At 64.0% G+C, this 19,806-nt stretch carries 18 protein-coding genes; 7 read left to right on the top strand and 11 right to left on the bottom strand.

Going from position 1 to position 19,806, the window contains the following annotated elements:
* Nucleotides 1-91 precede the first annotated feature (91 nt).
* Nucleotides 92-1,264: an acyl-CoA dehydrogenase family protein gene (locus DM813_RS26560; RefSeq protein WP_128326357.1), complete on the top strand. Its 1,173-nt coding sequence runs from the start codon at nt 92-94 to the stop codon at nt 1,262-1,264.
* Nucleotides 1,261-2,451: an acyl-CoA dehydrogenase family protein gene (locus tag DM813_RS26555; protein ID WP_128326356.1), complete on the top strand. Its 1,191-nt coding sequence runs from the start codon at nt 1,261-1,263 to the stop codon at nt 2,449-2,451. Before DM813_RS26560 ends, DM813_RS26555 begins: the two co-directional genes overlap by 4 nt.
* Nucleotides 2,452-2,493: 42 nt before the next feature.
* On the opposite strand, the gene DM813_RS26550 is transcribed toward DM813_RS26555, so the two are convergent.
* From DM813_RS26550 to DM813_RS26540, 3 genes are read right to left on the bottom strand one after another with little or no spacing between them, the layout of a single operon-like run.
* Complete coding sequence (locus DM813_RS26550) at nt 2,494-3,123, bottom strand: nuclear transport factor 2 family protein (protein WP_206617440.1); 630 nt, start codon at nt 3,121-3,123, stop codon at nt 2,494-2,496.
* A gap of 5 nt (nt 3,124-3,128) precedes the next feature.
* On the bottom strand, nt 3,129-3,902 hold the full coding sequence (locus DM813_RS26545) for an SDR family NAD(P)-dependent oxidoreductase (RefSeq protein WP_128326354.1): 774 nt from the start codon (nt 3,900-3,902) through the stop codon (nt 3,129-3,131).
* Nucleotides 3,903-3,916: 14 nt separating this feature from the next.
* Nucleotides 3,917-4,651, bottom strand: a complete 735-nt coding sequence (locus DM813_RS26540; RefSeq protein ID WP_128326353.1) for an SDR family NAD(P)-dependent oxidoreductase — start codon at nt 4,649-4,651, stop codon at nt 3,917-3,919.
* A gap of 262 nt (nt 4,652-4,913) precedes the next feature.
* On the opposite strand from DM813_RS26540, the gene DM813_RS26535 reads away from it, so the two are divergent.
* Complete coding sequence (locus DM813_RS26535) at nt 4,914-5,747, top strand: alpha/beta fold hydrolase (RefSeq protein ID WP_128326352.1); 834 nt, start codon at nt 4,914-4,916, stop codon at nt 5,745-5,747.
* Nucleotides 5,748-5,889: 142 nt separating this feature from the next.
* Here DM813_RS26535 and DM813_RS26530 read toward each other — a convergent pair whose 3' ends face one another.
* From DM813_RS26530 to DM813_RS26510, 5 genes are all read right to left on the bottom strand, one after another.
* Entirely contained in the window at nt 5,890-7,122 is a 1,233-nt protein-coding gene (locus DM813_RS26530; RefSeq protein ID WP_128326351.1) for an NADH:flavin oxidoreductase, read from the bottom strand.
* A gap of 73 nt (nt 7,123-7,195) precedes the next feature.
* Complete coding sequence (locus tag DM813_RS26525) at nt 7,196-8,833, bottom strand: DUF1302 domain-containing protein (RefSeq protein ID WP_128326350.1); 1,638 nt, start codon at nt 8,831-8,833, stop codon at nt 7,196-7,198.
* Between the two features lie 77 nt (nt 8,834-8,910).
* Nucleotides 8,911-10,527 (bottom strand): FadD3 family acyl-CoA ligase, encoded by a 1,617-nt coding sequence (locus DM813_RS26520; protein ID WP_128326349.1) that lies wholly within the window; start codon nt 10,525-10,527, stop codon nt 8,911-8,913.
* Between the two features lie 32 nt (nt 10,528-10,559).
* Nucleotides 10,560-11,582 (bottom strand): ferredoxin--NADP reductase, encoded by a 1,023-nt coding sequence (locus DM813_RS26515; RefSeq protein ID WP_128326348.1) that lies wholly within the window; start codon nt 11,580-11,582, stop codon nt 10,560-10,562.
* Between the two features lie 79 nt (nt 11,583-11,661).
* Nucleotides 11,662-12,849 (bottom strand): acyl-CoA dehydrogenase family protein, encoded by a 1,188-nt coding sequence (locus DM813_RS26510; protein ID WP_128326347.1) that lies wholly within the window; start codon nt 12,847-12,849, stop codon nt 11,662-11,664.
* A gap of 218 nt (nt 12,850-13,067) precedes the next feature.
* On the opposite strand from DM813_RS26510, the gene DM813_RS26505 reads away from it, so the two are divergent.
* The 4 genes from DM813_RS26505 (at nt 13,068) to dmpG (ending at nt 16,702) form a co-directional block, all read left to right on the top strand.
* Complete coding sequence (locus DM813_RS26505; protein ID WP_128326346.1) at nt 13,068-13,841, top strand: glucose 1-dehydrogenase; 774 nt, start codon at nt 13,068-13,070, stop codon at nt 13,839-13,841.
* 73 nt (nt 13,842-13,914) lie between these two features.
* Entirely contained in the window at nt 13,915-14,706 is a 792-nt protein-coding gene (locus DM813_RS26500) for a fumarylacetoacetate hydrolase family protein (RefSeq protein ID WP_128326345.1), read from the top strand.
* A gap of 30 nt (nt 14,707-14,736) precedes the next feature.
* Nucleotides 14,737-15,663, top strand: coding sequence for an acetaldehyde dehydrogenase (acetylating) (locus DM813_RS26495; RefSeq protein ID WP_128326344.1), 927 nt, complete (start codon nt 14,737-14,739; stop codon nt 15,661-15,663).
* A 10-nt stretch (nt 15,664-15,673) separates the two neighbouring features.
* Entirely contained in the window at nt 15,674-16,702 is a 1,029-nt protein-coding gene (gene dmpG / locus DM813_RS26490) for a 4-hydroxy-2-oxovalerate aldolase (protein ID WP_128326343.1), read from the top strand.
* Between the two features lie 62 nt (nt 16,703-16,764).
* Here dmpG and DM813_RS26485 read toward each other — a convergent pair whose 3' ends face one another.
* The 3 genes from DM813_RS26485 to DM813_RS26475 all read right to left on the bottom strand — a co-directional run bounded on the left by DM813_RS26485 (nt 16,765) and on the right by DM813_RS26475 (nt 19,710).
* Nucleotides 16,765-17,598, bottom strand: a complete 834-nt coding sequence (locus DM813_RS26485; RefSeq protein ID WP_128326342.1) for an SDR family NAD(P)-dependent oxidoreductase — start codon at nt 17,596-17,598, stop codon at nt 16,765-16,767.
* A 12-nt stretch (nt 17,599-17,610) separates the two neighbouring features.
* Nucleotides 17,611-18,378, bottom strand: coding sequence for an SDR family oxidoreductase (locus DM813_RS26480; protein WP_128326341.1), 768 nt, complete (start codon nt 18,376-18,378; stop codon nt 17,611-17,613).
* A 108-nt stretch (nt 18,379-18,486) separates the two neighbouring features.
* Complete coding sequence (locus tag DM813_RS26475) at nt 18,487-19,710, bottom strand: helix-turn-helix transcriptional regulator (protein ID WP_128326340.1); 1,224 nt, start codon at nt 19,708-19,710, stop codon at nt 18,487-18,489.
* Between the last annotated feature and the right edge of the window lie 96 nt (nt 19,711-19,806).

Raw genomic sequence — 19,806 nt, 5'->3', positions numbered from 1 at the left:
GAAGCCGGGTTGACCTAGTCCGTTTTAGTGATTCAGGCAGCCCCCTGACATTCCAGACTGCGGCATCCATCCGCCTTGCAGAGACCACCCCATGGAGTTCGCTTTTACCGAAGAACACCTGATGATTCGCGACAGTGCCGAGCGCTTTCTCGCCAGCGCCAGCGACTCGCTGGCCGTGCGCGCCAGCATGAGCCGCGCCGACGGCTACGACCCCGAGGTCTGGCAACGCATCGGCCTGGAGCTGTGCTGGCCGGCCCTGATGGTTCCGGAGCGTTTCGGCGGCATGGGCCTGGGCTTTGTCGAGCTGGCGATCCTGCTGGAGCAGAGCGGTCGCTTTCTGCTCGGCTCACCGCTGTTCGCCACCGCCTGCCTGGCCACGCCAGCACTGCTGCTCGGCGACAACCCGGTGGTGCAGGAGCGCTGGCTGAGTGCAATTGCCGCTGGCGAAACCACGGCGACGCTGGCGTTTGCCAGCGGCAAAGGCTGGGATGCACAAAGCGTACAAACGATCGCCCAGCCCGCTGCTGGCGGCTTTGTCCTTGACGGTGTCTACACCCAGGTCGTCGACGGTACACAGGCAGACCTGCTGGTCGTCGCCGCACGCAACCCTGGCAGCGAGGGGGCATCGGGCATCAGCCTGTTCGCCCTCGACGCCGATACCGCCGGTATCACGCGCACTGCCCTGCCCACCCTGGACCAGACCCGGCGCCTGGCCCGGGTCGAGCTGCACAACGTGGTGGTCAGCGACGCGCAGCTGCTGTGTGGCCCTGACCAGGGCTGGGCGGTGTTGCACGACAGCCTGCAGATCGCCGCCGCCGGCCTTGCCGCCGAGCAGGCTGGCGGCGCGCAACAGGCCCTCGACCTGACCCTGGCCTACATCGCCGAACGCCGGCAGTTCAGCCGCACCATCGCCAGTTTCCAGGCGATCAAGCACCGCTGCGCCGACATGATGCTGCAGGTTGAATGCGCCCGCTCTGCGGTTTATTACGCCGCATGCGTGGTGCAGGAACACCTTGATCCGGACGGCGACGTGGCGGTCGCCAGCGAACTGACCATGGCCACCGCCACGGCGAAGATCCATGCCAGCGAAGCGTTTTTTCATTGCGCGGCCGAATCGATCCAGTTGCATGGCGGTGTGGGGTTTACCTGGGAGTACGACCCGCACCTGTATTTCAAGCGCGCCCGCGCCAGCGAGCAACTGCTGGGCACCCCGGCGCTGCACCGTGAACGCCTGGCGGCCCACCTGTTTGGAGAAGACGCATGAAAATCGGATTCAGCACTGCCGACGAAGCCTTCCGTGGCGAAGTCGCCCACTGGTTGGCCGAACACCTGAAGGGCGAGTTTGCCCCACTGCGCTTTCGCGGTGGCCCAGGGGACGAACACAGCTTTCCCGAAGAACGCAAAGCCTGGGAACGTGAACTGGCCGCTGGCGGCTGGATTGGCCTGGGTTTGGCCAAGGAACATGGCGGGCGCGGCCTGAGCATCTGCCAGCAGGTGATTTTCCACGAGGAATACGCCCGCGCCGGTGGCCCCGGACGCATGGGCCACATCGGTGAAGGCCTGGTCGGCCCGACCCTGGCCGCCTTCGGCACCCCGGCCCAGCAACAGCGGCTGCTGCCTGGCATCCTCGAGGGTCGCGAGTTCTGGTGCCAAGGCTATTCCGAGCCTGGTGCCGGCTCTGACCTGGCAAACGTACAGACCCGGGCACGGCTTGATGACAGCGGCAACCACTGGCTGATCAGCGGGCAGAAAGTCTGGACGTCACTGGCACACGAAGCCGATTGGTGTTTCGTGCTGGCGCGTACCGAGCCCGGCAGCCAGGGGCACCATGGCCTGTCGTTCCTGCTGGTGCCGATGGCCCAGACGCAGATCCGCGTACACCCGATCCAGCAGTTGACGGGTACCAGCGAGTTCAACGAAGTGTTTTTCGATCAGGCGGTGACCCACACCGACAACCTGATCGGCAAACCGGGCGACGGCTGGAAGATCGCCATGGCCTTGCTCGGCTTCGAACGCGGGGTGTCGACGCTGGGCCAGCAAATGCAGTTCCAGAACGAACTCGACGAGATCATCCGCATTGCCCGGGTCAACGGCGCCGCACGTGACCCGTTGCTGCGCCAGCGCATTGCGCAGGCCTGGTCCGGGCTCAAGGTATTGCGCTACAACTCGCTGCGCATGCTCTCCGGGCCGCAGGATGGCAGCCTCAAGCGCGAGGCGATGATCTACAAGCTGGCCTGGTCGACCTGGCACTCGGATCTCGGCAAGCTGGCGATGGATGTGCTGGGCGATGAGGCAGAAGTGCTGGACGCGGCGCCCTATCAGTTGAGCCGTTTACAGTCGCTGTTCCTGTTTACCCGCTCCGACACGATTTATGGCGGCAGTAACGAGATACAGCGCAACATCATTGCCGAACGGGCCCTGGGCATGCCGCGCGAGCCGCGGGTAGTGTAGGCGCAACTGGCCCGGCTATGCCGGGCCGCCGCGAAAGACAGGTCAGCGAACGCGGATCTTCGGGGCGTCTGCCCCACGGCGCAGGTTGGCAAGGAAGCCTTCCAGCGGCGCCGGTTCGGCGATCTGTGGCAAGGCGTCCTTGTCTGGCCGTTGCGCCCAGAACGCATCCCAGGACGGGAACAGTTCGTGGAAGGTGCCGGCATACGGCTCACGCCCCGGCCAGCGCATCTTCAGGCCGCCAATTGGTGGCTTGTTCAGGTCGGTGGCGTACCAGTAGCACGGCAGGCGCCGGCGGAAGCACCAACGCCCGTCGATCCGCTCGTAGTCGTCCCAGTACAGCATCTGCATGATCACCCACTCCGGGCCCGTCTCATGCTCGTTCTTGGAATAGACCACACCGGTGGCATGATCGACGTCGCTGAACTCGATGATGTGCTGGCCCAGGTGATGGGAGGTGCCGTGAAACTGCTTGCGCATGGTTTCGTCCAGCCACGCCTTGAGGTGCGCCCGGCCGCTCTTGTCGCGGCCCACGCGCACATCCGGGGCAAAGCAGTTGGCCATGGCATCCATGTCGCGCATGTCCAGGGCCAGGGCGTACTTGCCGGCCAGTTGGCGGATGGCGTCCAGCGACTCCAGACGGTCGATGCGCTCGAGCAGCGCGGTGGATTCCACGCCCATCACTCCATCACCGTGTACAGGTCGGAACCGCGGCCACCGTCCACTGCCAGGCTGGCGCCAGTGACATAGGAGGCTTCGTCGCTGGCCAGGAACAGGATGGCATTGGCCAGTTCCACCGGCAGGCCGACCCGTTTCATCGGGATGACTTTCTCGGTGTTGGTGCGCGCCTTGCTGTCGCCGAGCATGCCGGCGGTAGCCGGGGTATCGACCACGCCAGGGATGATCACGTTGCAGCGAATGTTGTCGGGCGCGCCTTCACTGGCCGCCGCGCGGCTGAAGTTGATGACCGCCGCCTTGGCCGCCGAGTAGCCGGCCATCCATGCAGTGCCGAACAGGCCGCAGATCGAGGCGATGTTGACAATCGAACCGCCACCCTGGGCTTTCATCAGGCGCATGGCGGTGCGGGTGCCGAAGAAGGTGCCATCGACGGTGGTGGCGAAGTTCGCGTGCCAGTCGGCGGTGCTCATGGTGTCGATGCCACCCCAGGTGTAAGCCATCGCGTTGTTGACCAGAATGTCCAGGCGGCCATGGCGCTGCGCGGTGGCTTCCAGTGCGCCGACGTAGGCCTGCTCGTCACTGACATCGGCGACGGCAATTTCAGCCTGGCCACCAAAGCCCAGAATCTTTTCCTGCACACCTTGCAACGGCTCCACGCGGCGCCCGCACAAGACGACGATGGCGCCCTCTTCGGCGAATCGCACGGCGGTGGCTTCACCAATACCGGAACCTGCACCGGTCACAAAGGCGATTTTTCCCTGTAAACGCTTGCTCATCAGTAACTCTCCGATCAGATAAAGGCCATGCCGCCGTTGACCGCGATGTTCTGGCCGGTCATGAAACTGGCGTCTTCGCTGGCCAGGAATACCGCGACACGGGCGATCTCGTCGGTTTCGCACATGCGGCCCAACGGCACGTTTTTCAGCAGCGCCTGCATGTATTCGTCAGGAATGCCCGCCATCATCGGCGTGTTGGTCGGCCCCGGTACCAGGGTGTTGACGCGGATACCGCTGGCCGCCAGCTCACGGGCGATCGAACGGGTCAGGCCCATCACCCCGGCTTTCGAGGCGCAGTAATGGCTAGGCCCCTCGCCGGTCAGCGCGGCGGTGCTGGAGAGGTTGATGATCGCGCCCTGGCGACCACCCTTGACCATCAGCTTGGCGCCCTCGCGACAGCACAGGAAGGTGCCGCCCAGGTTCACGCCAATCACCCGCGCCCAGCTTTCGTCAGGGGTTTCCAGGAAGCTGTCGAGGCCGCCCACGCCAGCGTTGTTGACCAGGATATCGAGGCCACCGAAATGCGCCTCGGCCTGACCCATGGCATCGGCCACGGAAGCGCCGTCACCGACGTTGCAGGCCAGGGCCAGGACGTTGTTGCCAAGGTCGGCGAGGCTCTCGGCCAGTGCCGCCTGATTGAGGTCGACCGCTACCACTTTCGCCCCTTCGGCGACAAAACCACGCACGATGGCCTGACCCATGCCTTGCGCGGCGCCGGTCACGAAGGCCACTTTATCGAGTAACTTCATTGCGTTCTCCCAGTGTGCAAATAGCTGCGGCCCGCCGCCCTTGCAGAGGGGCCGTCCCCTGAATGATTAGCGGCATGTGCCCGGGCTCACATCGTCCGATGGGACTAGCGCGCCCACCGTGGTCTGAACGGACGATGCCGACAGTGGCGCACGGCCCCAGCATGCAGAGGAGCACACCCCGTCAGGCGCAGCGTTCCCCTTCACACCGCTGGCACGCCTGACGCGGTTGTGCGTCATGAATCCGCAGAAAATGGAGAACCCCATGAACCAACCCGTAGACCTGCCCCTGCCCGTCGGCCATTACGCAACGCTGCCCAACGGTTTGCGCCTGCATTACCTCGATGAGGGCGCAGGCCCCGTGGTGCTGTGGCTGCACGGCAGCGGGCCGGGCGCCAGTGGTTTCAGCAACTTCAAAGGCAACTACCCGCAGTTCGTCGCGGCCGGCTACCGCAACATCGTCCTCGACCTGCCGGGTTTCGGCCGCTCGGACAAACCCGAAGACGTGCAGTACAACCTGGATTTCTTCGTTGAATGCGTGGCGACCTTCCTGCAATCGATCGGCGTCAAGCGCTGCACCCTGCTGGGTAACTCGCTGGGCGGCGCAATTGCCCTGGGCCTGGCCCTGCGTCAACCGGACCTGCCGCAGAGCCTGATCCTGCTGGCACCGGGCGGTGTCGAGGAACGCGAGGCCTACTTCAAGATGGAAGGCATCGTACGCATGGTCAGCCTGTTCAGTGCCGGCCCGATCGGCATGGACGAGATGCGCAGCATGATGAGCCTGCAACTGTTCGATGCTTCGATCCTGCCGGAAAGCCTGTTGCAGGAACGGGTCGCCGTGGCGGTGACCCAGCCGAAGAACCTGTTCAGCACGATGATGGTGCAGAACATGGAATCGCGCCTGGGCGAGATCCAGTGCCCGATCCTCGGGTTCTGGGGCAGCAACGATCATTTCAACCCGGTCAGTGGCGCCCAGCGCATCATCGATGGCGCGCAGAACGCCCGGTTCATCGTGCTCAATCGTTGCGGACACTGGGTCCAGGTGGAACACCGCGAACTGTTCAACCGCAGCTGCATCGATTTCCTGCAGAACGGTTGATCGTCAATCTCCACAATTCCTGTGGGAGCGGGCTTGCCCACGATGCGTCGGAACAGTCAACATTCATGTCAGCTGATCCACCGCTATCGCGGGCAAGCCCGCTCCCACAGGGGTTGTGGTGTATTTGTTTATTATTGTGTTGCTAGCGGTCTGCCGCCTTCTGGCTGTTCAATAGCGCATCACCCGGCTGGCCCAGCACACAAGAGGTACCCCCCGGGGTATACATCATCGCTACGCAGCGGTTACAGGCGGTGCAGATGGAGTCACGGCTGGCGCCACTTTCAAGCTTGTTGACGTAGTCGTTCTCGGCCAGCAACACCCGCCCCATCGCCACCAGGTCGAAGCCCTCGGCCATGATCTTTTCGATGCTCGCCAGGCTCTTGGCACCGCCCAGGTAAGCCAACGGCATTTTCACTGCAGCACGCACCTTGCGCGCATGTTCGAGCAGGTACAGCTCACGGAACTCCACGGTCGGCTCTTTGCGGCGCTGAATGGCCATCGCCAGGGCGATGATCTTGTTCTTCTGCTGCACGCGGTTTTCCTTGGGGAACGAGGAACCGAACATGGTGGTGATCGACTCGGCGTTCATCCCTGCGCTGAGCACCAGCAGGTGCGCGCCCTCTTCTTCGAGCATGCGTGCGATCTTCGCCCCGTCCTCGGCGCTGTTACCGGCGCGAGCGCCTTCGGTGACGCTGTATTTGCAGATCACCGCCATGTCCTGGCCCACCGCATCCAGCACCGCTCGCAGCACCCGGCGCGGAAAGCGCAGGCGGTTTTCCAGGCTGCCGCCGTACTGGTCGCGACGCTTGTTGTACATCGGCGAAATGAACTGGCTGAGCAGGTAGCCGTGACCCATGTGGATTTCCACCGCGTCGAAGCCTGCCTGACGCGCCAGGCGTGCGCCCTGGGCGAAATCGCGCACCACTTGTTGCATGTCGGCTTCGGTCATCGCCTGTTTGAGGAACATGCCGCTCATCATGCCGATCTTGTTGAAGCCGCCGCTGGCCGACAGCGGCCGCTTGGTCGAGCGCTCGCGAATAAAGGTAAAGCAACCGCCATGGGTGATCTGCGCGCTGGCCAGGCCACCGGTTGCATGCACGCCATCGGTCAGGGCCTTGAAGTGCGGCAGGCTGGATTGGCTCAGGGTCAGTTGATTGGGCAAGGTGCGGCCATCGCTGCTCACCGCGCAGTAGGCCACGGTGGTCAGCGCAGTGCCGCCGGCGACAATCGCCGAGTGCAACTTGACCAATTGTTTGGAGGGTACGCCGCCGGCACTCATGCCCTCGTTGGTGGCGGACTTGATAAAGCGGTTTTTCAGGGTCAACGGGCCAATCGCAATCGGACTGAACGGTGACGGGGTCGGACGAGGGTTCATGGGATGCCTCTCATTGTTGTTATCAGGCTACACGCGAAGGCGGCGCCGCTTGATCGCGACGCCGCCATGATCATCAAAAGGTGTACTTGGCGTTGAGCGACAGGTAATCGCGGTCGGCCAGCAACCGGCCCTGGGCGACATCCGGCGAGCTCAGGTAGGCGACATAGGTCATGCCGATCTGAAAGTTGCCCAGGTACTTGAAGTCGCCGCCCACGGTCAGGCGCTTCTCGTCCCGGCCCAGGCCCTGGTAGGCGCTGCCGTCGACGTTCTGCGTCCACACCACCTTGGTGCTCAGGTCCAGGCCGGTGGCGATGGACGGGTAATCCATGTAGGCACCGATACCGAGCAGGGTCGAGCCGCGGGTCTGGGTCTTCGATTCGAAGGTATCGAAGGTGCCGTCCACGCCAGGCCCGCCGCCGGTGATGGTCAGGCTGTCGACCCCCTCGATGTGCTGATGCACCACCTCGCCCATGAACGTGGTCTGCTGCGCCAGGAAACTCGGCCCGAGGATGTACGAGGCGTTGAGGTTGCCCTGCCAGATCTGCCCGGTGGTCGGTGCGCCGTTGTTCAGGTAGACCGAGGCGCCATCGCGGTAGCTGAGGTCACCGGCATACTGCACGGAGTCGCCGATCTTCGAACTGAAGCTGATGCCGGTGAGCTCGACATCCTCGAAGTAGCCCAGGCGGTAGGTCAACGGTTCGCCTTTGTGGCCAATGCTCTTGAGCGACGAGTACTGGGTGGTGCCGGAAAAATCGAAGAACAGTGAGCCGATGCGCTCGTTGTAGCGGTAGTGGAACAGCCCCACCTCGGTGTTTTCGGTGATCCGGTAGCGCACACCCAGGCCCCACTGGCCGCTGTCCTTGGCATCTTTCTCACCGGCATAGCTGACCGCTGCACCGTTGGGCAGGCTGTCGATCACGCCACTGCCGAGGCGGAAAAACTCGGCGCCGGGGCCGAAGGTGTCGCTGCCGAAGTAGTCGCCCACGGGGTTGAGCTGGCTCTTTTCCCACTCGTACTGGTAGTAACCGACCAGCGCCAGGTCTTCATTCAGCGACCACGACGCCGACACCTGCCCGACCGGCAGGTAGGAATCCTTGGCCTCGGTACCCGGCACGTTGAACTTGGTGGCATCGACCGGCGCCTGGCCCTGGCTGATGTTCGGCCAGAACAGGCTCTCGCCCCAGGCCACCAGGTGGCGCCCGGCCTTGAGCGACAGGTACTGGGTTTCGCCGACATCGAAGTTGCCGTACACATAGGCGTCGAGCAGGCGTGCGGTGTTGCCGCTCAGGCGGCGGGCTTCGTCACTGAAGCCATCATTGTGCCCGACCTTGTTCACCGTCTCCGGCGAGTCGTTGTCGTTGCGCTGGTGGTAGACATCGTCGTAGAAATCACTGCCGCGCAGCACCGCCCCGAGGTTGTTGTGCTTGAGTTGCAGTTCACCGAACAGGCTCAGGCGGTTGTTGATCAGGGAGCCGCGCTTGAAGTTGCGCGTGCCGTCGTCGTTGTTGGGGTCGTTGAGGTATTGGCTGGCCTGCTTGGCGGTCCGCATCGAGGCGGTGTAGTTGACCGTCAGCGACGAGTCCAGCGTGGTGTTTTCCCCCAGCTCGATAGTCGGCCCGGCGCTGGCCGTGGCACTGGCGACGGTGATCGCCGTTGCCAGCAGGCAACGCCTGCTCCCCGGATAACGCGCAACCGTGTTTCGCGTAAACATGCTCCTCTCCTTTTTGTTGTTGTTTTTGCTTGGGTCGCCACAGCGTTGAAAAATCCGTTTGCCCGGCTGTGCGGGGCTCATGCCGGCGCGCTATCGGCCACCAGCGCGCGCAGTTCGTTCTTTGCCACTTTGCTCGACGGGTTCAGGGGCAAGGCACTGAGAAAGCGCACCTGGCGCGGCACCTTGTAATTGGCCATCTGCTCACGGCTCCAGGCAATCAGTTGCGCCGCGTCCAGTGCCTCTCCGTCGCGCAGCACCACGCAGGCGCAGCCGACCTCGCCCATGCGCTCATCGGCGATGCCGATCACCGCCACCTGGGCAATCGCCGGGTGCTTGATCAGCGCCGCCTCAATCTCTGCCGGGTAACAGTTGAAACCGCCGACGATGAACATGTCCTTCAACCGGTCGGTGATGATCAGGTTGCCCGCCTCGTCCAGGCGCCCGACATCTCCGGTGTGCAGCCAGCCGTCGGCGTCGATGGTTTCGCGGGTCGCTTCCGGGTTCTGGAAATAGCCCTGCATGATGTGAAAGCCACGCAGGCAGATCTCACCCGTCTGCCCCGCGTCCAGCGCCAGGTTTTGTGGGTCGCGGATGCTCACTTCGGTGCCGGCGATCGGTCGGCCGCTGGTACCGGCAATCACCTGCGCCGAATCCTGCGGGTCGCAGATGGTCGCCAGCCCACCGCATTCGGTCAGGCCATAGGCGGTGGTGACCACGGAAAACCCCAGCTCGTTGCGCATGCGTTCGATCAGGCTGGGGGGAATGCTGGCTGAGCCGGTCACGGCAATACGCAGGCTCGACAGGTCGGTCTGCTTGAGTTGCGGGTGGGCCAACAGCGACAGGTACAGGGTCGGCGCGCCGGGCAATACGCTGATGCGCTCGCGGGCAATGCGCTGGAACACCGCTTCAGCGTCGAACACCGCGTGGGGCAAGATGGTTGCGCCGCCAATCAGGCAGGTCAGCCACCCGGCCTTGTAGCCAAAGGCGTGAAAGAACGGGTTGACGATCAGGTAGCGATCGCCCGGCACCAGGCCGATGATCTTGACGTATTCACTGAACGCCCGCAGGTTCTGGCCATGGCCGCTCATCACGCCTTTGGGTTTGCCGGTGGTGCCCGAGGTGAACAACAGGTCACACATAGCCCCGGGCTCGACTGCCATGGCACGGCGTTTGGCACTTTCGCTGTCGATGGTCGCCGCACCGCGCAAGAATCCGGCAAGCGTCAGGTCGCAGGGTTGCTCCGGTGTTTCGCCGTCGACGATGACCAGGTGCTCGAGGCTGGCCGGTCGATACGGCGCGAGCAGCGCCGGGTAGTCCACCTCGAGAAAGCGCTGCTGCACAAACAACACGCGGCAGCCGCTGCGCTCCAGCACGTCGGCGGCCTCGGGGCCCTTCATACGTGTGTTGATCGGCACCAGCACCGCGCCGGCACATTGAATGCCCAGCGCCGCGAGTATCCACTCGGTGCTGTTTGGCGCCCAGATGCCGACCCGATCACCGGCCTGGATACCCAGGGCCATCAGGCCCTTGGCGAATTCCATGACGCGTTCGGGTATCTGTGCGTAATCGATGTGCTGGCCGTTTTCCTCGATGGCAATGCGCCCGGCAAAGCGTTCGGCACTGCTGAAGACCAACTGGGCCAGGGTGGCAGGGGCTGCGCTCAACGGCGCGGCAAGGTTCAGGCTCTGATTCATCGTAGGCTCGGGCTCGGCATCATTCGGGAACATCATTCGGGAAAGCGGATGTGCAGTTGCGCGGAGGTGGGCACGGCCTGGCAGGCCAGAATCCAGCCTTCGGCGAGATCACCCGCGTCCAGGGCGTCGTTGTGCAGGAGCTCGACATCGCCACTTTCCAGCTTGCACATGCACGAGGCGCAGCCGCCGACACGGCAGGCGGCGGGCGGGTTGAGGCCGGCGCGCTCCATGGCCGCCAGTACGGTTTCGCCGCTGTCACAGGCCAGCTGGTAGTCCTCGCCATCGAGGCGTACCGCCAACTGCGCGGCCACGGCCGCCTCACTGCTGGACACCAGCGGCAGTTCACCTTCGCCAGGTAGCGAGACGAAACGCTCGACATGTACCCGGGCGTCCGGCATACCCAGCGCGCCGAGTGCGCTGACCACCGCGTCCATGAACGGACCCGGCCCACAAATGAATGCCTGGGCATCGATAAATGGCCGCGCCAGCTCGGCCAGTTGCCCGACGCTCGGCACGCCCTGTACCGAGTCGAGCCAATGGACGATCTGCAGGCGTTGCGGATGCGCAGTGGCCAGGGCCTTGAGCTCGTCCTTGAAAATCACCGAGGCTTCATCGCGGTTGGCGTAGATCAGCAAAATCCGCCCGCTGCCCGCCAACAACGCCGAACGCAGGATCGACAGCACCGGGGTCACCCCGCTGCCGCCACCGAACAGCAACAGGTCGCTGTCCAGGTTGCGTGGGACGAACACCCCGGCCGGGGCCAACACTTCGAGGGTCTGGCCGGCCTGCAACTCGCCGCACAGCCAGTTTGAAGCGCGCCCCTGGTGCACGCGCTTGACGGTTACCCGCAACGGCTCATCCAGCAACGGCGTGCTGGACAGTGAATAACAACGTGGCAACCAGCCGTCCTCGAACGGTACGCGCAAGGTCAGGAACTGGCCGGGTTGGTAGCGAAAGCGTTCGCTCAGATGCTCAGGCACGTCGAACACCAGGGACCGCGCATCCGCGGTTTCCTCGATCACTTGTGCCACGCGCAGGGCAAGATAATTGTTCATAGGTCAGGTACTCATGACCACCTGCCCGCGTTCCACGGGCAGGTGCAAACCCAGGGGTATCGAAACGGCTGCTACAGCCTCAGACGTAGGGGTCCGGGTTCGGCAGACCGAGCATCACCGCGCCGTAGCTGCGCCCGTAGGCCATGTAGTTGTTGGCGATGTGCCCGCGCGCCTGGTGCAGGTCGCGGAACAGCCTCGCCACCGGGTTGGTGTTGTACAGCCCCGAGGCGGCCATGCTGCGCAGCAGGTCGTTGACCCGTTCGGCGCAGATGTTGGTCACGTAGGCCGACTGGTAGCGATACAACAGGCGGGTCTCGGTGTCCGGGTATTCGCCGGCACGGGCCAGGTTCATCAGGTGCTCGTAGTTGCGTTCAAGCACCAGGCGCAGGCCATCGACGGTGATCATCGCTTCGGCCACCGCGGTTTGCGCCACCGGATCGTCAGCAGTGCGGGCACCGTGCTTGCCGATGTGCTTGGCGGCGTTGTCGCGGAACTCGTTGATCGCACCTTGCAGGGCGCCGATCGCCGAGGTCGAGACCGCACGAGAGAACACCTGGGCGAACGGGATCGCGTAGATCGGGTTGGTATTGACCAGGCGCCCCGGCGTCGCTTCGAGGGTGCAGTTGTTGGTGCGCTGCACACGGTGAGCAGGAACGAATGCATCTTCGACCACAATGTCATGGCTGCCGGTGCCGCGCAGGCCCAACACGTCCCAGTTGCGTTCGATCTGGTAGTCGCTACGCGGCAGCAGGAAAGTACCGTGCTCGGCGGCGAAGTCACCATCAGGCGGAATGATGCCGCCGAGGAAGATCCACTGGCAGTGCTCGCTGCCGCTGGAGAAGCCCCAGCGCCCGCTGATGCGGTAGCCACCTTCCACCACCGTGACCTTGGCGGCCGGCATATAGGTCGAGCAGATCAGCGCACTGTGGTCGTCCGCCCAGACTTCACGCTGGGCTTCGATCGGATAACGCGCCAGCTGCCAGGGGTGAACCCCCATCACGCCGTAGATCCAGGCCGTGGACATGCAGCCCTCGGCGAGGATGGTCTGGATTTCGAAGAAGGTGCGCGGATCAACTTCATAGCCACCGAATGCGCGTGGCTGCAAAGCCCGCAGCAAGCCTGCCGACTGCAGCTCGGCAACGCTTTCCTCCGGCACCTTCAAGTCCTTGTCGGCCTGCGCCGTGCGTGCTTTGAGTGCCGGCACCAAACGGCGTGCACGTTCAAGCAGATCACATTCGTCCTGGGTCTTTTCTCGCATGCTGTGCATCACTCAATTCTCCCGATCTCACTGCGCCACTGCGCCAGTTGAGATGGATCATCGGATCGAGCGAGCATTCCTTCATCGTCAAAGCGGACTAGGGTAGTCAGGCTGCGCGGCACCGGGTCTTTGGGGGACGCAGCGCTAGTCCGTTGAGACGATGCCCTCCCCGGTCACCGCAGCGATAGTGAAGGCATCCATAGTCGAACCCCACGGAGCAAGGGCCCATGAGTATTTTGCAGCGTTTCCAACTGGACGGCAGCGTCGCCATCGTCACCGGCAGCGGCCGCGGCATCGGTCGCGCAATTGCCCTGGCGTATGCCGAAGCCGGTGCCGATGTGGTGTGCTCGGCACGCTCACTGGAAGAGGTTCAAGCCGTGGCCGAAGAAGTGCGCGGTCTGGGCCGGCGCGCGCTGGCCATCACCTGTGACGTCAACGACGACGAGCAACGCCAGGCCCTGGTACGCCAAAGCGTTGAGCACATGGGCCGCATCACCCACCTGGTCAACAACGTCGGCGGCGGCGGACCGAGTGACCCGCTCAAGCTCAGCCCCGAACAGTTCGCCCAGATGCTGAATTTCAACGTCGCCACCACCTACGCCTTTTGCCAGCTGTGCGTGCCGCTGATGCGCGAGGCCGGTGGCGGCAACATCATCAACATCAGTTCGGTGGCGGCGCGCTATGCGCAGCGCCATTTCAGCGCCTACGGCACCGCCAAGGCCGCCCTCAGCCACCTCACCCGCCTGCTCGCGCAAGATTTTGCGCCGCAGATCCGGGTCAACGCCGTCGCCCCCGGCCCGACTCTGACGGAGGCGCTGAACGGCGTGATGCCGGCCGCCATGCGCCAGGCCATGGAAGCCAACACCCCGCTGAAATGCCTCGGCACCCCGGAAGACATCGCCGCCGCTGCCCTGTACCTGGCCAGCCCTGCTTCGGCCTGGGTCACCGGCAAGATCATCGACGTCGATGGCGGCGCCGACTCGTCGGTCTGGCCCGGCTGAACCCACTCCTTTGAGCCCGTTCCTGTTGATCTCGGGACGGGCTTTTTTCTTCCTACCCTCTGGAGCCTTCGCCATGGACGCCCATTTGATCCACGCGCTCGGTGACGAGCTGTTCAATGCCCTGCGCAACCGCCAGACCCTCGCGCCGCTGACCCGTCGCTACCCGCAGATCACCCTGGAGCAGGCCTATCAGATTTCCCTGAAGTTCCTGCACCGCCGCGAAGCCCTCGGCGAGCGGGTGATCGGCAAGAAAATCGGCGTTACCAGCCGCGCCGTGCAGGAGATGCTCGATGTCCACCAGCCGGACTTCGGTTTCCTCACCGATGCCATGCAGGTCGCGGATGGCAGCGATGTCAGCCTGGCCCGCTACAACCTGATCCAGCCGCGGGCCGAAGGCGAAATCGCCTTTATCCTCGGTGAAGACCTGCAAGGCCCGGGCATCAGCGCCGACGACGTGTTGGCTGCCACGCAAGCGGTGGCGCCGTGCTTCGAGATCGTCGATTCGCGCATCGATGACTGGCAGATCCGCATTCAGGACACCGTGGCCGACAACGCTTCCTGCGGCGTGTTTGCCCTCGGCAGCCAGCGCATCGACCCACGCACCCTGGACCTGGCCGCCGTGCACATGCAACTGCTGAAGAACGACCAGCCCGCGGGCTCGGGCCTGGGCTCGGCGGTGCAAGGTCACCCCTGCGCCGCCGTGGCCTGGCTGGCCAACACCCTGGGCGAGCTGGGCATTCCCTTTCGCCGCGGCGAAGTCATTCTCTCGGGCGCCCTCGCACCGCTGGTGCCTGTGGTCGCCGGCGACCGCATCAGCCTGTCCATGAGCGGGCTGGGCGAAACCAGCCTGCGCTTCGTCCCTTGACCCTTACTCCCTCCCCTGGAGCCAAAGACCATGAGCAAAAAGATCAAATGCGCGCTGATCGGGCCGGGCAACATCGGCACCGACCTGCTGTACAAACTGATGCGCAGCGAAGTGCTGGAGCCGGTATGGATGGTCGGCATCGACGCCACCTCCGAAGGTTTGGCACGGGCCCGCGAGCTGGGCCTGAAAACCACCGCCGACGGCGTTGACGGCCTGTTGCCACACGTTGTCGAAGACCAGATCCAGATCGCCTTCGACGCCACCTCGGCCTATGTGCACGCGCAGAACTCGCGCAAGCTCAACGCCCTGGGTGTGTTGATGATCGACCTGACCCCGGCCGCCATCGGCCCCTACTGCGTGCCGCCGGTCAACCTCAAGGCGCAACTGGGCCTGGGCGTGATGAACGTCAACATGGTCACCTGCGGTGGCCAGGCCACCATTCCGCTGGTGGCTGCAGTGTCCAGCGTGCAGCCGGTGGACTATGCGGAAATCATTGCCACCGCCGCGTCGAAATCGGTCGGCCCCGGCACCCGCAAAAACATCGACGAGTTCACCCGCACCACCTCCAGTGCGGTGGAAAAGGTCGGCGGCGCGAAGAAAGGCAAGGCAATCATCATCATCAACCCTGCCGAGCCGCCGCTGATCATGCGCGACACCGTGCATTGCCTGACCGCCAGCGAACCCGACCAGGTGGCGATCACTGCCGCGATCGAGGCGATGATCAAGCAAGTGCAGCGCTACGTACCCGGCTACAAGCTGGTCAACGGCCCGGTGTTCGACGGCAATCGGGTGTCGATCTTCATGGAAGTCGAAGGCCTGGGCGACTACCTGCCCAAGTACGCCGGCAACCTCGACATCATGACCGCTGCTGCAGCGCGCACCGCCGAAATGTTCGCCGAGGAAATCCTCAAGGGTGAGCTGGTGCTGCAAGCCACTGCCCAAACCGCCCACGCATAAGGAGACGACCATGGATCTTCGCGGCAAAAACATCACCGTTCACGACATGTGCCTGCGCGACGGCATGCACCCCAAGCGTCACCAGATCAGCCTGCAACAGATGAAAGACATCGCCTGCGGCCTCGATGCCGCCGGCGTTCCGCTGATCGAAGTCACCCATGGCGACGGCCTCGGTGGCAGCTCGGTGAACTACGGCTTTCCGGCCCACACCGACGAGGAGTACCTGTCGGCGGTGATCCCGCTGATGAAAAAGGCCAAGGTCTCGGCCTTGCTGTTACCCGGTATCGGCACCGTCGATCACCTGAAGATGGCCCATGAGCTGGGGGTCAACACCATTCGCGTGGCCACCCATTGCACCGAGGCCGACGTCAGCGAGCAGCACATCTCCCACGCCCGAGGCCTGGGCATGGACACCGTCGGCTTCCTGATGATGGCGCACATGAACAGCCCCGAAGGCCTGGTCAAACAAGGCTTGCTGATGGAAAGCTACGGCGCCAACTGCATCTACCTGACCGACTCGGCGGGCTACCTGCTGCCCCATGACGTCAGCGCCCGCGTCGCGGCGATGCGCGCAGCGCTCAAGCCGGAAACCGAGATCGGTTTCCACGGCCACCACAACCTGTCGATGGGCGTGTCCAACTCGATCGCCGCGATTGCCGCCGGCGCCAATCGTATCGATGCCGCCTGCGCAGGCCTCGGTGCCGGTGCCGGTAACACGCCGATGGAAGTGCTGGTGGCCGTGTGTGACCGCATGGGCATCGACACCGGTGTCAGCGTGTTCGGCATCCAGGATGTCGCCGAAGACCTGGTGGTGCCGATCATGGATTTCCCGATTCGCAGCGACCGCGATGCACTGACCATGGGTTACGCCGGAGTCTACGGTTCGTTCCTGCTGTTCGCCAAGCGTGCCGAGAAGAAGTACGGCGTGTCGGCGCGGGAGATCCTGGTCGAGATGGGACGGCGTGGCATGGTGGGGGGGCAGGAAGACATGATCGAAGATACCGCGATGACCCTTGCCCGCCAGCGCCAACAGGCGTAAGCCGGCTCAGCCTCGCTCGATATCCTGTGGGAGCGGGACATGCCCGCTCCCACAGGACAAGCTCAGCGCCAGTCGGCGACGATCCCATGCTCCAGCGCAAACGGCTGCGCGGCGATGGTCCGGCGTTGAAACGCCGGCGCCTGTTCGGCGGTGGCCAGCCACAACATCACTGCCGCCGGTACATGGGGCGGCGCGATGCCGGAACGCAAGGCGAGCACACCTTTGTCGCCGATGGTGGCCTTGAGCGCCTCGGTGCTGACCACCCCGGGGTTGAGGGTGTAGGCACGAACGCCAAGATCGCCCAGTTCCGCTGCCAACACCCCGGACAAGCGCGATACCGCCGCCTTGCCCGCGCCATAGGCATAGCCCCAACCGCCCTTGTCTGCCGCCACCGGGGGATCGCTTTCACCGGCACCGGAGGTGACGTTGATCACCACGCCGCCACCGCGCGCCACCATGTGCTCGGTGACCGCCCGGGTCAGCAGGAATGGTGTGAGGATGTAACCCTTGAACATCCGCTCCAGGGTTTGCGCCTGCAGGTTCATGAACCCGGCGTTGAGATCGCTGCCCTGGTAGATCGCGTTGTTGATCAGCACGTCGATGCGCCCGTACTCGGCCAATACCGCCTCACAGGCATCCAGGGCCGAGGCGCTGTCGAGCAGGTCCATCGGTACTACGAAAACCCGGCAACCGAGTTCGCGCACGGCCTCGGCGGTGCCATTGAGGCTGCCGGCCAGCGGTGCCCCGGCCGCGTCGCGTAACGCATGTTCGTGCTGTTCGCCCTCGTTGAGGGTGCGGGCGCTGATCGCCAGGTCAAAACCGGCACGGGCAAACGCCAGTGCCGCCTCGCGGCCAATCCCCCGGCTGGCGCCGGTGATGAATGCCACCTTGTTCATGCAGGTTCCTTATCAGAAGCGCGAGGGGCGGACCATGGCATCCATGCCGCCGTCGACGAACACCACGGTGCCATGCACAAAAGATGCTTGCGGCGACTGCAGGTACGCCACCACGTTGGCGATCTCATCAGGGTGTGCGGAACGCCCCATCGGCGCGACGAAATCGCGCGTCGCCTGGCCAAATCGTGCATCCTCCAGCGAGGCCTGGTGCAATGGTGTAGCGACAGCGCCCGGCGCGACCACGTTCAAGCGCATCCCCTGCTTGCCCCAGCTCACCGCCAGGTTGCGGGCATGGTGGCTGATGGCGTATTTGGAGGCGGAATAGGCGAAGTGAGGCTCACCAAGGTTGTTGGCAAACTCCAACGCCTTGACTTCGTCGCCGGCGAGCATCATTTCGATCATCGGCTGGCTGTCAGGCCCCGTGTGCGTCGCCGCCAGCGAACCGATGACCAGCGCCGCCGGATTCTCACCCTTGGCCAATGCACCTTGCAGGCCGTTGAGCAACTGACTGACGCCGAAATAGTTGACTGCCAGGATGATCCCGCAGTTGGGCGCGGTGACACCCACTCCGGCGCAGCAGATCAGGCCGTCGAGGACCCCACCGCTCTGCTCAAGCACCTGGGCGATTGCCGCGTCACGCCCCTGGGAGGTGGACAGGTCGGCGATCACATCGGCGTTGCTGCGATCGATACCGATGACCTGGTGGCCGGCTGCGCGCATGGCGGCGCTGACGGCAGCACCGATTCCCGAGGCGCTACCGGTGATGGCTGTAATAGGCATAGTGGTTCTCCGTGATAGGTCCAGCCAGTATCGATAGGCCGATCACCCGAGGGCATCGTCTATGCGGACTAAAAATGCGTCGCCTGCAGGCGCCAGCGGCGGCGTAACTCAGGCGGTCACAGCCAGCTTCAGCGGTGGTACTTTGATTTTCTCGGCGGCTTTCAACGCCAGCTTGGGTTTTCCCAACGCCACCACGCTGTTGAGCAGGATGCGCACCAGCTCGGTCTGGCGGCGCACGCCGGTCTTGGAGAAGATCGAGCGCAAATGGGCACGGGCGGTGTTGCGCCGGATGTTCAGCACTTCGGCGGCTTCTTCCAGGGACAGGCCGTTGGTCAGTTCCATGGCCAGTGCGGTTTCGGCCTTGGTCAGGTTGAACAACTGCTTGGTTACCACTTCGTTGGCCAGTGATTTGCTCTCGGCGTCGCGGATGTACACCAGCGCCGCCGGCTGGCCCTTCTCCTCGGCCCAGTCCAGGGACGGGATCGACTCCACCACCACACCAAGGTTGACCAGGCCCGAAGGCCGGGTAACCGACATGGCCTCGGCGCTTTTCGGCGCATCCGGCGAGAACGCGCCACGAATCAGGCGTTGCAGCTCGCGGTTGTCGCTCGGGTAGGTCGCCTCCAGGCGCCCCCCCACCAGCTTCAAGCCGTCGGAGCGGGCCAGGATCTCCTGGGCCACCGGGTTGACCTGCAATACGCTGCCGCTTTCGTCGAGAACCAGCGTGGCCACCGACAAGCGGCCGATCGCCTGGGAGTACAACTCGCTCAGCGATTCGCTGCGGTCCAGCAAGTTGTGCAACTGCAAGGCCCGACGCAGGTGCGGCAGGAACATCGCGCACAGTGCCCGTTCGTCGGCGGAAAAGTTGGGACCGCGTTTGGGCCGGGTGATACGGAAGCGGACCTTGCCGCTGTCTGGCGTGGAAACGTCGGCGCCCATTACGTGGTAAACGTCGTTGGGGCCGCAGAATGCCTTGAAGTAGGCGCTGTGCTCCCATTCCGTGGAGCTCATGATGTCATCGACAGTGAAAACGTGGTCCAGCGGCTGGTTGACGAACGGCGTGTTGGTACGCGGGTAGGTCATGTAGTTGACGTCGCCGGCGCCTTCTATATCACCGGCCATGATCATCAGGCCGACGTCGGGCTGGTCCGGTACCCGCAGGATCAGGGTGACGTAGTTGGCGTCGTAAAGGGTAAGGAAGCTTTTGAGGGCCTTGGCCATCAGTTTCGGATCGAGGGCGCCGTCATAGACTTCGCCCACCAGCTGGTTGAAACGTGTAAGGTCCAGGCCAAGGTTCGCCAGGGCTTCGTGGGTCAAGACAACATCTTGCATAGTCTTCTCCTCGCACGGGTAAGGACGGTGCCCTTCCCTTATTATTTTTATAATTTCGGCTGGGGCGAACTCAGGGTTCACCCTCTTGACTGCAAC

The organism is Pseudomonas alkylphenolica (assembly GCF_004025535.1).
Taxonomy (GTDB): domain Bacteria; phylum Pseudomonadota; class Gammaproteobacteria; order Pseudomonadales; family Pseudomonadaceae; genus Aquipseudomonas; species Aquipseudomonas alkylphenolica_A.
This window is presented reverse-complemented; position numbering and strand designations above follow the sequence as displayed.